11 protein-coding genes are annotated in these 14,402 nt (G+C 74.5%); 1 reads left to right on the forward strand and 10 read right to left on the reverse strand.

Features of this window, described 5'->3' with window-relative positions:
• Positions 1 to 4: 4 nt before the first annotated feature.
• From EV374_RS15330 to EV374_RS15355, 6 genes are all read right to left on the reverse strand, one after another.
• Positions 5 to 1,876, reverse strand: a complete 1,872-nt coding sequence (locus EV374_RS15330) for a nucleoside-diphosphate sugar epimerase/dehydratase (RefSeq protein WP_132235838.1) — start codon at positions 1,874 to 1,876, stop codon at positions 5 to 7.
• Positions 1,877 to 2,025: 149 nt separating this feature from the next.
• Positions 2,026 to 2,670, reverse strand: a complete 645-nt coding sequence (locus EV374_RS15335) for an acetyltransferase (RefSeq protein WP_132235840.1) — start codon at positions 2,668 to 2,670, stop codon at positions 2,026 to 2,028.
• Positions 2,667 to 3,815, reverse strand: a complete 1,149-nt coding sequence (locus tag EV374_RS15340) for an aminotransferase class I/II-fold pyridoxal phosphate-dependent enzyme (RefSeq protein WP_132235842.1) — start codon at positions 3,813 to 3,815, stop codon at positions 2,667 to 2,669. Before EV374_RS15340 ends, EV374_RS15335 begins: the two co-directional genes overlap by 4 nt.
• Entirely contained in the window at positions 3,812 to 4,522 is a 711-nt protein-coding gene (locus EV374_RS15345) for a sugar transferase (RefSeq protein WP_486485773.1), read from the reverse strand. Before EV374_RS15345 ends, EV374_RS15340 begins: the two co-directional genes overlap by 4 nt.
• A 231-nt stretch (positions 4,523 to 4,753) precedes the next feature.
• Entirely contained in the window at positions 4,754 to 5,194 is a 441-nt protein-coding gene (locus tag EV374_RS15350) for a hypothetical protein (RefSeq protein ID WP_132235844.1), read from the reverse strand.
• 389 nt (positions 5,195 to 5,583) lie between these two features.
• A complete protein-coding gene (locus tag EV374_RS15355) occupies positions 5,584 to 8,121 on the reverse strand; it encodes a Tex family protein (RefSeq protein WP_132235846.1) in 2,538 nt (845 codons plus the stop codon).
• A 148-nt stretch (positions 8,122 to 8,269) separates the two neighbouring features.
• Between EV374_RS15355 and EV374_RS15360 the strand changes: the two genes are divergently transcribed.
• A complete protein-coding gene (locus tag EV374_RS15360; RefSeq protein ID WP_132235848.1) occupies positions 8,270 to 9,781 on the forward strand; it encodes a dGTP triphosphohydrolase in 1,512 nt (503 codons plus the stop codon).
• Between the two features lie 6 nt (positions 9,782 to 9,787).
• On the opposite strand, the gene EV374_RS15365 is transcribed toward EV374_RS15360, so the two are convergent.
• The 4 genes from EV374_RS15365 to EV374_RS15380 all read right to left on the reverse strand — a co-directional run bounded on the left by EV374_RS15365 (position 9,788) and on the right by EV374_RS15380 (position 14,327).
• A complete protein-coding gene (locus tag EV374_RS15365; protein WP_132235850.1) occupies positions 9,788 to 10,933 on the reverse strand; it encodes an MBL fold metallo-hydrolase in 1,146 nt (381 codons plus the stop codon).
• A gap of 165 nt (positions 10,934 to 11,098) precedes the next feature.
• Positions 11,099 to 12,115, reverse strand: a complete 1,017-nt coding sequence (locus EV374_RS15370; protein ID WP_486485774.1) for a serine hydrolase — start codon at positions 12,113 to 12,115, stop codon at positions 11,099 to 11,101.
• An 86-nt stretch (positions 12,116 to 12,201) separates the two neighbouring features.
• Positions 12,202 to 13,146: an SDR family NAD(P)-dependent oxidoreductase gene (locus EV374_RS15375; protein WP_132235854.1), complete on the reverse strand. Its 945-nt coding sequence runs from the start codon at positions 13,144 to 13,146 to the stop codon at positions 12,202 to 12,204.
• A complete protein-coding gene (locus tag EV374_RS15380; RefSeq protein ID WP_132236044.1) occupies positions 13,143 to 14,327 on the reverse strand; it encodes a zinc-dependent alcohol dehydrogenase in 1,185 nt (394 codons plus the stop codon). Before EV374_RS15380 ends, EV374_RS15375 begins: the two co-directional genes overlap by 4 nt.
• Between the last annotated feature and the right edge of the window lie 75 nt (positions 14,328 to 14,402).

The following is a 14,402-nucleotide window of genomic DNA, read 5'->3' on the forward strand; positions in this document are numbered from 1 at the left end:
GCGGTCAGCGAGCCAGCGGCACCTGCACGGAGGCGCGGGGGACCGGCCCGACCGGGTGGTCGCAGAGCAGGGCGAGCTGCGCGACCACCTTCTCCGGATCGTCGTACGGGTCGAGTCCGCTGACCTCGATCGGGTCCAGGGCGGGCACCGCCACGTGCGACACCAGCGGGTGCAGCGGCCGGGTGTCGGTCTCGCCGGTGCCGAACAGGTCCTCGTGCAGCTTCTCGCCGGGGCGCAGCCCGGTGTAGACGATTGGCACGCCGCTCTCCGCCTGCTCGGCCATCTGCCGGGCCAGGTCGGCGATGCGGACGGGCTCGCCCATGTCCAGCACCAGCGCCTCCCCGTCGCGGCCGATCTCGGCGGCCTGCAACACCAGGTGCACCGCCTCCTGCACCGTCATCAGGTAGCGGGTCACCTCCGGGTGGGTGACGGTGAGCGGGTGGCCCAGCTCGATCTGCCGCTGGAACGCGGTCACCACCGAGCCGCGACTGCTCAGCACGTTGCCGAAGCGGACGCTGAGGAAGGTGCCGGGGAACCGGGAGGCGGCGTGCGCGGTCAGCCGCTCGGTGATCCGCTTCGAGTAGCCGAGGACGCTGATCGGGTCGGCCGCCTTGTCGGTGGAGATGTTGACGAAGCGGGCCACGTCGCGGCACGCGTCGAGCACCGAGAGGGTGCCCCAGACGTTCGTCTTCACCGCCTCGCCGGGGTGCCGCTCCAGCAGTGTGAGGTGCTTGAGCGCGGCGGCGTGGAAGATGACGTCCGGCCGGCGCTCGCGGATGATCCGCCGGATGCCCTCGTCGTCACGCAGGTCGGCGAGGATCAGCTCGGGACCGTCCAGCATGGCCTGGCCGGTCAGCGACATCTGGAGGCCGTGCAGGGCCGACTCGTCGCGGTCGAGCATCATCAGCTCGCCCGGGTCCGCCTTCATCAGCTGCCGGCACAGCTCCGAGCCGATGGAGCCGCCGGCGCCGGTGACGAGAACCCGTCGGCCGCTGAGCCCGTTGCCGCTCAACGCCATGTCGGCGACCACCTGCCGGCGGCCGAGCAGGTCGTCGATCTGCACGTCGCGGACGTCGGTGACGGTGATCCGGTGGTCGACGAGGTCCCGGACCGGAGGCAGCACCTTGAACGTCGCCCCGGCCTGGAGGGTGGCCTCGCGGATCTGCCGGATCAGCGCGGCGTCGGCGTTGGCGACGGAGAAGATCACCGTCGTCGCGCCGGTGCGCCGTACGGCCGCGGCCACGTCCTGACGGCCGCCGAGCACACGTACGCCGCCGATGCGCAGGTCGCGCTTGTCGGGGTCGTCGTCGAGGGCGCCCACGGGCCGGTAGCGTCCACGCGGATCGCCGAGCATGGCCCGCAGCAGCCCCTGCCCGGCGTCGCCGAGCCCGAACAGCAGCACGGGGTTTGAGGACCGGGCGTCGGGCCGCATGGCGAGGTCGCGGCGGTGCCGGTAGGTGAACCGGGCGGTCAGCATGAACAGCAGCGCCAGGGCGCCACCGACCAGCGGCGTGCTCGCCGGCACCGGTCGTACGCCGGCCGGCAGCAGACCGATCAGCATGATCGCGGCCGTGGTGGCCGTCGTGCCCGCGACCCCCTGCACCTCCTGGAGGCTGCCGAGCGGGTGACGTCCGGAGTAGATCCGGCGGACCGCCGCGACGGCGACGTGCACGACGGCGGCGAGCGCGCCGCAGGTGGCGGCGCGCGCGAGCTGGCCGGAGGCCAGGTCGAGTTCGTAACGGAACCAGACCGCTGCGGTGAACCCACCGACCCAGGCGGTGCTGTCGGTGGCGAGGAATCCGATGGTGCGGCGACGCGCCCTGGCCCGGTGTGAACTCTGTTCACCGAGTCGGGTGGCCTCTGTTGCGGGCGGCATCTGTGCTCCCTGTCCGTCTCCGAGGGCTTCCGCCACAGGGCGAAAGGAGCTTTAGGGCTCTTTAGGTTGATACATGCCCGAACACGATTTTTGGCGGCTTTCGGATTCGATGACCGAATTTTCGTCCGTGGGGCGGAGGGCTCGTCGGGTCAACGGGCGGGCACGCCCTTGACCACGACACCGTCCGGCACGTCCCGGACGACGCAGGCGCCCGCCCCGACGGTGCTGTCCCGGCCCACCCGCAGGCCCTGCAACACGGCCGCCGTCGTGCCGACGAGCACCCCCTCCGCCAGGTGGCAGTCGCCCGAGACGGCGGCCAGCGGATTGACCGAGACGAAGTCGGCGAGGGTGCAGTCGTGCCCGACCGTGGCGTTCTGGTTGAGGTGCACGTGCCGGCCGAGCGTGACGTTGGTGGTGACCCGGGCACCGGCGAAGGCGACGAGGCCCGGGCCGTGCACCGTGTCCGGCCCGATCGTCGCCGCCGGATGCACGAGGCTCGCCGCCGGCGTGCCGTACGCCTCGACCCGGGCGGCGACCGCCCGCCGGACACGCGGGTCGCCGATGCCGATGACGTGGTGCGCGTCCGGGGGCGCGTCGCGCAGCCAGGCGACGCCCCCGAGATAGGGCACGTCGAGCCGCTGCACCCGCTTCAGGTTCTCCTCGGAGGGCCGGTCGTCGACGAACCCGAGGAGGCGCCAGCGCGGCCGGCCGGCGGCGACGTCCATCGCGCGCGCGATCGTGAGGACCTCCCGGCCGTGCCCGCCGCAACCGACGACCACCAGCGGGACCGTCACGCCGTCGACCCGCCCGTGCGGGCCGCCAGGAACTCGTCGACGGCGGCGAGGACGAGGCCGACCTGCCGCTCGTTCATCGCGCTGCCGCTGGGCAGGGCCAGCCCGTCGGCGAACAGCCGCTCGGCCACCCCGGTGAGGAGGCACTCGGCGTCGGCGTACGCCGGTTGCAGGTGCATCGGCTTCCAGACCGGGCGGGTCTCGATGTCCCGCCCCGCCAGGTGGGCGGCCAGGTCGGCGGCCCGCCAGCCGGCCCGCTGCGGGTCGACCGCGATGGTGGTCAGCCAGCAGTTGGAGCCGGGGTCCTCCACGCCGAGCAGCCGCACACCCGGGATCGGGGCGAAGAGCTTGGCGTACTGGTCGCGCAGGTGCCGGCGCCGGGCGATCATCCCGTCCAGCCGGACGAGCTGGGCGCGGCCCAACGCGGCGAGCAGGTTGCTCAGCCGGTAGTTGTAGCCCGTCTCGCGGTGCTCGTAGTGCGGCGTCGGCTCGCGGGCCTGGGTCGACAGGAACCGGGCCCGGGCCAGCAGGGCCGTGTCGTCGGAGACGAGCATCCCGCCGCCCGAGGTGGTCATGATCTTGTTGCCGTTGAAGGAGAGGATGCCCGCCTGCCCGAAGGAGCCGGCGGGCCGGCCGTGATGGGTCGCGCCGAGGGCCTCCGCGGCGTCCTCGACCACCGGTACGCCCGCCGCCGCGCAGACCGGGGCCAGCGCGGTGTGGTCGGCGCAGCTGCCGAAGAGGTCGACGGGGACGACCGCGCCGACGCGCTGTCCCCGCAGGACGAGCGCCCGGATCAGCTCGTCCACGAGGGCCACGTCGAGGTTCCCGGAGTGCGGGTCGCAGTCGACGAAGACCGGCCGGGCGCCGGCGTAGCGGACCGCGTTCGCGCTCGCCACGAACGTCAGCGTCGGCACGATGACGGCGTCTCCGGGCCCGACTCCCACCCCGAGCAGCGCCAGGTGCAGCGCCGCCGTGCCGGAACTCACCGCGACGGCCCCGCGCGTGCCCACCCGCGTGGCGACCTCGCGCTCGAACGCGTCGAGGTCCGGACCGACGGGCGCGACCCAGCCGGACCGCAGGGCGGCGACGACGTACGACTCCTCCAGCGGCCCGACGTCGGGCGGGGACAGGTGGATGGTCCCGCTCATCGGCCACCTCCGGCGGGGACGGTGAGGGTGGCGTCCGGTCCCGGCGCTGCGGGGGCGGGCGGGGGTGTGCCGAGGAACTCGGGAGCGGTGGCCGAGCCCGCCGCGGAGATCCCCTCGCGGCGCAGCACGGTGCGGACGGTCGCGGCGAGGATCGACAGATCCAGCCGCAGGCTGCGGTGGTCGACGTACCAGACGTCCAGGTCCAGCTTCTCCTCCCAGCCCAGGCTGTTGCGACCACGCACCTGGGCCAGCCCGGTGACGCCCGGCCTGACCTCGTGCCGGCGGGCCTGGGTGGGGGAGTAGCGCGGCAGGTACTCGGTGAGCAGGGGCCGGGGGCCGACCAGGCTCATGTCGCCGCGCAGCACGTTCCACAACGTCGGCAGCTCGTCCAGGCTGGTGGAGCGCAGGAAGCGCCCCAGCGGCGTCAGCCGGTCCCCGTCGCGCACCCGTCCCCGCAGCGGATCCGGCGGGAGCATGGTGCGGAACTTGACCAGCTCGAACACCCGGCCGTGCCGCCCCACGCGGGGCTGCCGGAACAGCACCGGCCGACCGAGTCCCGCCGCCACCAGCACCGCCACGACGAGGACCAGCGGCGCGGTCAGTACGAGCAGCACCACGGCCGCCAGCACGTCGATCGCCCGCTTCAGGGCCTCCGGTCGGGGCCGCTCCGCGAGGCTTCTTCCCGGCGTGTGCACGGAACCAGGCAAGGCTTCGACCTCCAGGGCAGAGTCGGGCACCAGTTGACAAACACGTTCTAACAGGGGTGAACGTGCCAGCAGTGCGAAATCGCGACACTCGCGCCGTTCCCGACAGGTCAACCGCGCAACGGCCCGTCAGGACGCGGCCCGACGCCGAAGACGTGCCCCTCGACCTGCCCGCGCCGCGGCCCTGGTGGGGCGGCAGGTGGGCCGACGCCGGTGTTCGGCGCATCCGCCTGCCTACGCTGAGGGCGTCGCGTCGCCGCCTTCGAGCCGGCGGGCCAGCAGCGTGCGCAGGGGGATCGACTCGCCGTCGCGACCACCCGCGCCGACCACGAGCGGCGGCGGACTCGGCTGGGGATCGGCCCCGAACAGCAGGGCGCGCGGGCCACCGGCCACGGTCAGCAGGTGGAACCGCCCGTCGACGTCGACGGCCCTGGTGCGGGCCCGGTCGACGTACCAGCCGCGCAGCCCCGTCCGGTAGCTGCCGCGCCCGTCGAGGCCCCGGGCCGTGAGCCGTTCGGTGGGCAGGCCGCGCCGGGTCGCCTCGGCGACGAACCAACCGACCAGCTCCGCCGCCTCGGCGTGCTCGGCCGCCCGCCGGCGCTCGTCGGCCGCCGCGTGCGCCCGCACCGCCTCCCGCTGCCGTTCCCGCCACTCCAGGCCGTCGCCCCGATCCACGACCGAGACGGTACGCCCCGCCGCCCGCCACCGGAAAGCACCACCGCGCCCTGTCGGCGGTCCGGCCGGTCGACAGGCGCGCACCGCCGGGTCCTGATGGTCGTGAGCAGTCCGGGCGAAAGGTCCGCACGACGCTGTCGAGCTGAGTCGCTTGCGACATCAGGCGGTTGCCTGAACCGTCGTCGAATCGTCCACGACATCAGCTCGACAGCGTCGTACGTGCGTCCCGCGCCGCCCTGGAACCCGGCCGGGTGGCCTGGACCTGGCCGGGTCCCAGGGCCCTGCGTGCCGCGTCGCTCCGGGCATGGGCCGTGTCAGGCCGGTCCGACCCGGGCCGTGTCAGGCTCGGGCGGCCCGGGCCGTGTCAGGCTCGGGCAGCCCAGGCCGTGTCAGGCCAGTCCGGCGCGACGCAGCGCGTCCGCCATGGCGTCGTTGGCCGGCGCGGGTCCCGCTCCGCCACGGCCCTGCCGTTGCGTCCCGCCGCGCCCGCCGCCCTGCCCGGACTGACCGCCGCGCCCGCCGCCCTGCCCGGACTGACCGCCGCGCCCGCCGCCCTGCCCGGACTGACCGCCGCGCCCGCCGCCCTGGGCGCCTTGCGTGCCCCGGTCACCGCGCCCACCGCCCTGGGCGGGCTGGCCACCCTGCCCGCCCCGCGAGGCGCCCCGGTCGCCTCGCGGTCCGCCCTGACCACCACGTTCGCGGCGCCCGCCGTCCGGGCCGCCGCGCCCGGCGCCCGCCTCCGCGTCGTCCTCCAGCCGGAGGGTGAGCGAGATCCGCTTGCGGGGCACGTCGACGTCGAGCACCTTGACCCGTACGACGTCGCCGGACTTGACCACCTCGCGCGGGTCCTTCACGAACGTCCGGGACATCGCCGAGACGTGCACCAGACCATCCTGGTGCACGCCGACGTCCACGAACGCGCCGAACGCGGCCACGTTGGTCACCACGCCCTCCAGCACCATGCCGGGCACCAGGTCGCTGATCTTCTCCACCCCCTCGACGAAGGTGGCGGTGCGGAACTCCGGCCGCGGGTCGCGGCCCGGCTTCTCCAGCTCGGCGAGGATGTCGGTGACGGTGGGCAGGCCGAAGGTGTCGTCGACGAAGTCGGTGGCCCGCAGCCCTCGCAGGATGGCGCTCCTGCCGATCAGCGACCGCAGGTCCTGCCCCGTCGTGGACAGGATCCGGCGGACCACCGGGTACGCCTCGGGGTGCACGCTGGAGGAGTCCAGCGGGTCGTCGCCGCCGGGGATGCGCAGGAAGCCGGCACACTGCTCGAAGGCCTTCGGCCCGAGCCGGGCGACCTTCTTCAGCTCCGACCGGGTGCGGAACGGACCGTTCGCGTCGCGGTGCAGCACGATGTTCTCCGCCAGCCCGGCGCCGATGCCCGAGACCCGGGTCAGCAGCGGCGCGGAGGCGGTGTTGACGTCGACGCCGACGGCGTTGACGCAGTCCTCGACCACCGCGTCCAGCGACCGGGAGAGCTTCACCTCCGACAGGTCGTGCTGGTACTGGCCGACCCCGATCGAGCGCGGGTCGATCTTCACCAGCTCGGCGAGCGGGTCCTGCAGGCGGCGCGCGATGGAGACCGCGCCGCGCAGCGAGACGTCCAGCCCGGGCAGCTCCTGGGAGGCGTACGCGGAGGCGGAGTAGACCGACGCGCCGGCCTCGGAGACCACCACCTTGGTGAGGTTGAGCTGCGGGTACCGCTTGATCAGCTCGCCGGCGAGCTTGTCGGTCTCCCGGCTGGCCGTGCCGTTGCCGATGGCGACCAGCTCGACGCCGTGCGCGCCGGCCAGCCGGGCGAGGGTCTCGATCGAGGCGTCCCACTGCCGGCGCGGCTCGTGCGGGTAGATCGTGTCGGTGGCGACCACCTTGCCGGTCGCGTCCACCACGGCGACCTTCACGCCGGTACGCAGGCCCGGGTCCAGCCCCATGGTGGGCCGGGTGCCGGCCGGCGCGGCGAGCAGCAGGTCCCGCAGGTTGGTGGCGAAGACCCGCACCGCCTCCTCCTCGGCCGCCTGCCACAGGCGCATCCGCAGGTCCGCCCCGAGGTGGATGAGGATCCGCGTACGCCAGGCCCAGCGCACCGTGTCGGCCAGCCACCGGTCCGCCGGCCGACCCTTGTCGGTGATGCCGAACCGCCCGGCGATCGCCGCCTCGTAGCGGCTCGGCCCGGTGACCACCGCGTCGGCCTCGCCGGCCTCCTCGGGCTCCATGGTCAGGTCGAGCACGCCCTCCTTCTCGCCCCGGAACATGGCCAGGATCCGGTGCGAGGGCAGCTTCGGGTACGGCTCGGCGAAGTCGAAGTAGTCGGCGAACTTCGCGCCGGCCGACTCCTGTCCGTCGCGTACCCGGGAAGCCAGCCGGCCCCGCGACCACATCTGCTCGCGCAGCGTGCCGATCAGGTCGGCGTCCTCGGCGAAGCGCTCGATGAGGATCGCGCGGGCACCCTCCAGGGCGGCGGCGGCATCGGCCACGCCCTTCTCCGCGTCCACGTAGCCGGCGGCGGCCTGGCGCGGGTCCTGACCCGGGTCGGTCAGCAGCGACTCGGCGAGCGGCTCCAGCCCGGCCTCGCGGGCGATCTGCGCCCGCGTGCGGCGCTTGGGCTTGTACGGCAGGTAGATGTCCTCCAGGCGGGACTTCGAGTCGGCCGCCATGATCTGCGCTTCCAGGGCCTCGTCGAGCTTGCCCTGGCCGCGGATCGACTCCAGCACCGCCGCGCGCCGCTCGTCCAGCTCGCGCAGGTAGCGCAGCCGCTCCTCCAGGGTGCGCAGCTGCGTGTCGTCGAGCAGGCCGGTGGCCTCCTTGCGGTAGCGGGCGATGAACGGCACGGTGGCGCCGCCGTCGAGCAGCTCCACGGCCGCCCGTACCTGACGCTCGGCGACGCCGAGCTCGTCGGCGATCCGCTGATGAACAGAGAGGGTCACGATCTCGATCCGCCTTCGGTGTGGGTTCCGCCCTGCATTGTGCCGGCCCGCACCGACGCCCGTCGCCGCCCCCGGCCCGGCGAGCCGCCCCACCCCTTCCTTACACCGCCTCGCCCGCGACGCCGCCCGCTGCGCTAGCGTGGCGATCATGGAAAATCCCGTGGACCCGCGCGCCCGGCGGCTCTTCGGCGGCAGCGCCCGGGCGCTCGGCGACCTCGCCACCAGCCCGTTCCGGGCCGACCGCGACCGCATCGTCGCCTCCCCGTTCTTCGCCCGGCTCAACGGCGTGACCCAGGTGGTGAGCCCCGGCGGCTCCGGCCTGCTCGTGCACAACCGGCTGACCCACAGCCTCAAGGTGGCGCAGGTGGCGCGCGCCATCGCCGAGCGGCTCACCGCCGACGAGGCGCACCGCGACCTGCTGGAGAAGCTGGGCGGCTGCGACCCGGACGTGGTGGAGGCCGCCGCGCTCGCGCACGACCTCGGCCACCCGCCGTTCGGGCACCTCGGCGAGCGGGTGCTGGACCGGCTGGCCCGGCAGCGGCTCGGCCTGACCGACGGGTTCGAGGGCAACGCCCAGTCGTACCGGATCGTCACCAGCACCGAGATCCGCGGCGCGGCGACCACCGGCCTGGACCTCACGGCGGCGGTGCGGGCGGCACTGCTGAAGTACCCGTGGACGCGGCTGGACCACCCCGACCCGCACCCCCGGCTGCTGGACCCGCCGCCGCGTGGCGCCACCCCGCCGCCGGACGACCCGGACAGCGGCTCGTCGAAGTTCGGGGCGTACCGGACCGAGCTCGGCGACCTGCGGCAGGCCCGGGAGCCGTTCGTGGGTCGCATCCCGGACTGGCAGCAGACCCCCGAGGCGTCGATCATGGACACCGCCGACGACGTCGCGTACGCGATCCACGACGTGGAGGACTTCTACCGGGTCGGGGTGCTCCAGCAGGGCGCGGTGGCCGCCGAGCTGATGGCCTGGCAGCGCGAGAGTGGGCACTTCCGGGCCATCACCGACGCGGCCCTGGCCACCGCCGCCCGCCGACCCGGCTCGGCGATCGAGCGGCTGCGCCGGCAACTGCACCGCAAGGACGCCTGGATCGCCGACGACGAGGCGTTCGCCGCCGCCGTCGAGCACGTCCGCGAGGAGTTGGTGGAGGGGCTGCTCGCCATGCCCTTCGACGGCTCCATCGAGGCGGAGCAGTACGTGGCCCGGTTCTCCGCCCGGTGGACGACCCGCTTCGTCGACGCGATCACCGTCGTCGAGCAGCCGGCGGTCCGCTCCGGTCACGTGCTGCTCGCCCCCGCGCAGTGGCACGAGGTGCAGGTGCTCAAGTTCGTCCACCACCGGTTCGTGCTGGCCCGGCCGGACCTGGCCCTGCACCAGCGCGGGCAGGCCCGGCTGCTGGGCACCCTGGTGGAGGCGCTGCTGGAGTGGCTGCTCGACCCCGAGGAGGAGTCCCGGCTGCCGCGCCGCCTGCACGACCTCGTGGAGCTGGCCGAGGCGGAGCTGCACCCGCGTACGCCGGACCGGATCGGCAAGGCCCGCGGGCGGGCGATCGTCGACTTCGTCGCCCAGCTCACCGACGGCCAGGCGGTCGCCATGCTGGACGCCCTGTCGGGCCGCTCCGGGGCGCTCTGGACCGACGCCTTCGTGCTCTGAGGGCGCTCAGGCGACGGCCTGCCACCAGCCGTCGACGGCCGGCGGGTCGTCCACCACCACCCGCTCCCCGGGGCGGGGCACGGCCAGCCGTACGTCCCGGGCCTTAGCCTCGGCCCAGATCCTGTCCACCGGCTCGGACCAGTCGTGCAGGGCGAGGTTGAACGTCGCCCAGTGCACCGGCAGGAGCAGCCCGCCGCGCAGGTCGAGGTGGGCGGCGACGGCCTCCTCGGGGAACATGTGGATGCTCGGCCAGGCCCGGTCGTACGCCCCGATCTGCATCAGCGTGACGTCGAACGGCCCGTGCCGCTCGCCGATCTCGGCGTAGCCGTCGAAGTAGCCGGAGTCACCGGTGTAGAAGACCTTGCGGTGCGCGCCGGCGACCACCCAGGAGCTCCAGAGCGTCCCGTCGCGGCGCAGCCCTCGGCCGGAGAAGTGCTGCGCGGCGGTGGCGGTGATCTCCAGCCCCGCCACCCGGTGGCTCTCCTCCCAGTCCAGCTCGACGATCCGCCCGGCCGGTACGCCCCAGCGGTCCAGGTGCGCGCCCACGCCCAGGGGCACCAGGAACGGCGCCGACTGCAGGGCGGTCAGCGCCTGGACGGTCGCCATGTCGAGGTGGTCGTAGTGGTCGTGCGAGATCAGGATCGCGTCCACCGGGGGCAGTTCGTCGAGGCGTACCGGCGGCTGGTGCAGGCGGCGCGGGCCGACCAGGCTCGACGGGGAGCACCGGTCGCTCCACACCGGGTCGAGCAGCACCCGGCGGCCCTCGATCTCGATCAGCGCGGAGGCGTGGCCGTACCAGACGACGTTCAGTTCACGCCCCGCGTCGGTGGCCGGGGCGGCGCCCGGGCGCGACAGCGGCACGGCGACGCCCGGCCGGCGCTTCTGCTTGCCGAAGATCAGTTCACGGACCAGGTTGCGGTCGGGGGTGCCGGCCATCGAACGGGAGCCGCCCGGGTTGCGGAAAACGCCGTCGTGGAACCGGGGCGAGCGGGCGGCCCGCTCCGCGCGGGCGCCGGTGAGCCGGCCGCCGAGCGCCGCCGGCACGTCCCGGGCCACCCACGCGAGCCCGACGAGCGCGGCCAGTCCGGCCGCCCCGCGTAGCCGCCGCCCGAGTGCCCGGTCGGGTTCCGCGCGTTGCGGTGCTGCGCCCATCGTCGTCCCTCCGCCGTGTCCCGTCGTACACGGTAGCCGGGCCGCCGAGGGACCGCCGGGCAGTCCGGCCGGGTGCCGGGGGCGGCCCGGCCGGACCGCCCCCAGGCGGCGGACCCCGGCGGGTGCTCGCGGCACGCCGGTGGCCCGGACGGGCGGTCGCGCGGTTCAGCCGCCGTTGCTGGGTCGCTGCACGGCCGGGCGGTGGACGAGGCCGGTGCCGACGAGGTTGTCGACCGCGGCGAGGAAGTGCCGGCCCATCCGGGCCCGGGCCGCGACGGCGGGGTGCGTCGCGCCGAAGTTGTCGGCGCCGGCCTGGCCGTCCGCGAAGAGGGCGTACGTCAGCACGGGCGCGCCGGCCTTGTCGAAGATCACGCCGGCCTCGTGCCGGGCGTCGGCGAACCAGCCCGCCTTGGTGGCGACCCGGGCCCGCTCGGCGGAGGACATGACCCGCCGCACCCCGTCGGTGTACGCGACCGGCGCCCGCAGCAGCCGGAGCACCAGCGCCGTGGAGGTCGGCGCGAGCAGCGTGCCCGCCACCAGCGCGCGCAGCAGGTCGTGGGTCTCCCGGGGGGTGCTGGTGCCGAGGAAGAACCGGTAGGGGTTGGCGACCGGCTGCACCTGGGTGTTCGGGAAGCCCTTGCCGCGCAGGATCTCGTTGAGCTCGGCGGCCGGGCAGACCGACCCGCACAGCCGTACCGCTGTGTCGTCGGAGACGGTCAGCAGGTTGGCTAGCACGTGTCCGAGCGTGACGAAGCTCGGGTAGGCCCCGTCGAGGCTGAAGATGCCGTCGCCGCCGGGCACCACGATCGCCTCGGTCACCTCGATGCGCTGGTCGAGCGTGAGCAGGCCCCGGTCGACCTTGTCGAGCACCGCCACCGCCACCGCGATCTTGTTGACGCTGTACGCCTCGATCCGCCGGTCGGGCTCGTCGGCGACCGGCACCAGGAGCGGGCCCGCCGGGTCCACGACGCTGACGTACGCCTGCCAGTTGCCGCCCGCGTACGCGCTCTCGCCCTGGTAGCTCGTGGTCACCCGGTGCGCGGCCTGCCGTGGCGTCGCCGGTGCCGACCCGGCCACGCCACGGCCGGAGGTCGCCGGGGCGGCCGCGGCCGGGGACGCGGCGCCCAGCACCGTCCCGGCGGTGGCCACCGTGCCCAGTCCCAGCGCGGTCCTGCGGTTCACCCGGATAGTCAATCGTCTCTCCCGTCGTGGTGGGCCGGCCCACCACCCTAGGCGAAACGATCGACGCGGGTGATCCCGCGCGGGGCTCACGGCAGCCGGCGCCGGAGGGCCGCCACGACCGGTCCGGGCAGTTCCCCGACGGCCCGCGCCAGCCGCTGGAGGTCGGGCAGCCAGCCGCCGCGCACCGACGCGGTGGCCGGGTCCGGCGCGAACACCGTGCCGTCGTGCGGTGCGACCGGCCGGTCGGTCAGCCCGAGCAGTCGCATCAACGGCCCGACGAGGGCGTCGTAGACGCCCGGCAGCATGGTGAAGCCGACCCGCATGACCAGGTTGACCCGGCCCACCGACACCTCCCGGCGGGGCCGGTCGGCGCAGTCCACGATGGCCCGCGCCACCCGCTCCGGGGTGGTGACGGGCGGCGGGGGCCGGCCGGCCCGGCCGAGGTGGTTCGCGGCGCGCTGGTAGACCGGGGTGTCCACACTGCCCGGGTTGACGATGCAGACGTGCACCCCCGGGGTCTCCCGGGTCTCCTGCTGGAGGGTGCGGGTGAGCCCCTGCAACCCCCACTTGCTCGCCACGTAGCCGCTCATGTAGGGCGCGGTGATGTGGCCGAGCACCGACCCGGTGAGGATCAGCGTTCCCCCGCCGTCCGCCGAGAAGCGGCGCAGCGCCACCCGGGCGACCGCGGCGGCGGCGAGCAGGTCGGTGCGCACCACCTGCTCGAAGACCCGCTCCGGGGTCTCCTCGAACCGGCCGTAGGCCATCACCGCCGCCGTGTGTACCCAGACGTCGATGCCGCCGAACCGGTCGAGGGCCGCGTCGGCGAGCGCCGTCAGCGCGCCGTCGGCGGTGATGTCGGTGGGCACCTGGAGCACCTGCGCGCCCGCGGCCCGGCACTCGTCGCGCACCGCGGCGAGGGCGACGGGGGAGCGGGCGGCGAGCACGAGGCGGTCCCCGCGTGCCGCGAAGGCCCGGGCCGCCGCCCGGCCGATCCCGCTGGTCGCGCCGGTCACGACCACCGTCCGGGTCACGGTGCGAGCACGACCTTGACGCAGCCGTCCTCCTTCTTCTGGAACATCTCGTACGCCTGCGGCGCCTCCGCCAGCGGCACCCGGTGGGTCCGCAGGTCCATCACGCCCAGCGGGTCGTCGTCGCCGGAGAGCAGCGGGATGATCTCGTCGGTCCACCGGCGCACGTGGCACTGCCCCATCCGCAGCTGGACGCCCCGGTCGAACATCTCCATCAGGGGCATCGGGTCGACCTCGCCACCGTAGACGCCGGAGATGGAGACCGTGCCGCCACGGCGAACGGCCTTGAGTGCGGCCTTGAGCACGACCAGCCGGTCGACGCCCGCCTTGTCGGTCATGGTCTGGGCGAGCTTGTCCGGCAGCAGCCCGGCGGCGGTCTGGGCTAGCTTGCCGAGGGGCGCGCCGTGGGCCTCCATGCCCACCGCGTCGATGACGGCGTCGGGGCCGCGCCCGTCGACGAGGTCGATCAGCGCGCTGGGCACGTCGTCCAGCTGGCTGACGTCGAGCACCTCGATGCCGTGCCGGCGGGCCATCGCCAACCGCTCCGGCACCAGGTCCAGCCCGATGACCCGGTCCGCGCCGAGGTGCCGGCCGATGCGGGCGCAGAGCTGGCCGACCGGCCCGAGCCCGAAGACGGCGAGGGTGCCGCCGGGCGGGGTGTCGGCGTACTTCACCGCCTGCCAGGCGGTCGGCAGGATGTCGGACAGGTAGAGCCAGCGCTCGTCGGGCCCGGTGTCGGGCACCTTGATCGGGCCGAACTGGGCGTGCGGCACCCGCAGGTACTCCGCCTGCCCACCGGGCACCGAGCCGTAGAGCGACGTGTAGCCGAACAGCGCTGCGCCCTTGCCCTCGGCCGTCACCTGGGTGGTCTCGCACTGCGCGTACAGCTGCCGGTCGCACATCCAGCAGGAGCCGCAGGAGATGTTGAACGGCACCACCACCCGGTCGCCCGGCTTGAGCCGGGTCACCCCCGCGCCCACCTCCTCGACGATGCCCATCGGCTCGTGGCCGAGGACGTCGCCGGGCTTCAGGTACGGCCCGAGCACCTCGTACAGGTGCAGGTCGGAGCCGCAGATCGCGGTCGAGGTGATCCGGACGACGGCGTCGGTCGGCTCCTCGATCCGCGGATCGGGCACCTCCTCCACCCGTACGTCCCGCTTGCCCTGCCAGGTCAGCGCCTTCATGTCCCGTCGTCCCCTCCTCGTGCCGTCCCCGGGGTTGCTACCCGCCCCCGACGACTTGAACCGGCACCGGAGCCC

The sequence above is a fragment of the Micromonospora sp. CNZ303 genome (genome assembly GCF_004345505.1).

Excerpts from the sequence above, each read along its gene's own strand:
- EV374_RS15330 (WP_132235838.1), bottom strand. The coding sequence starts at position 1,876 with ATGCCGCCCGCAACAGAGGCCACCCGACTCGGTGAACAGAGTTCACAC.
- EV374_RS15340 (WP_132235842.1), bottom strand. The coding sequence starts at position 3,815 with ATGAGCGGGACCATCCACCTGTCCCCGCCCGACGTCGGGCCGCTGGAG.
- EV374_RS15365 (WP_132235850.1), bottom strand. The coding sequence starts at position 10,933 with ATGGGCGCAGCACCGCAACGCGCGGAACCCGACCGGGCACTCGGGCGG.
- EV374_RS15380 (WP_132236044.1), bottom strand. The coding sequence starts at position 14,327 with ATGAAGGCGCTGACCTGGCAGGGCAAGCGGGACGTACGGGTGGAGGAG.
- EV374_RS15360 (WP_132235848.1), top strand. The coding sequence starts at position 8,270 with ATGGAAAATCCCGTGGACCCGCGCGCCCGGCGGCTCTTCGGCGGCAGC.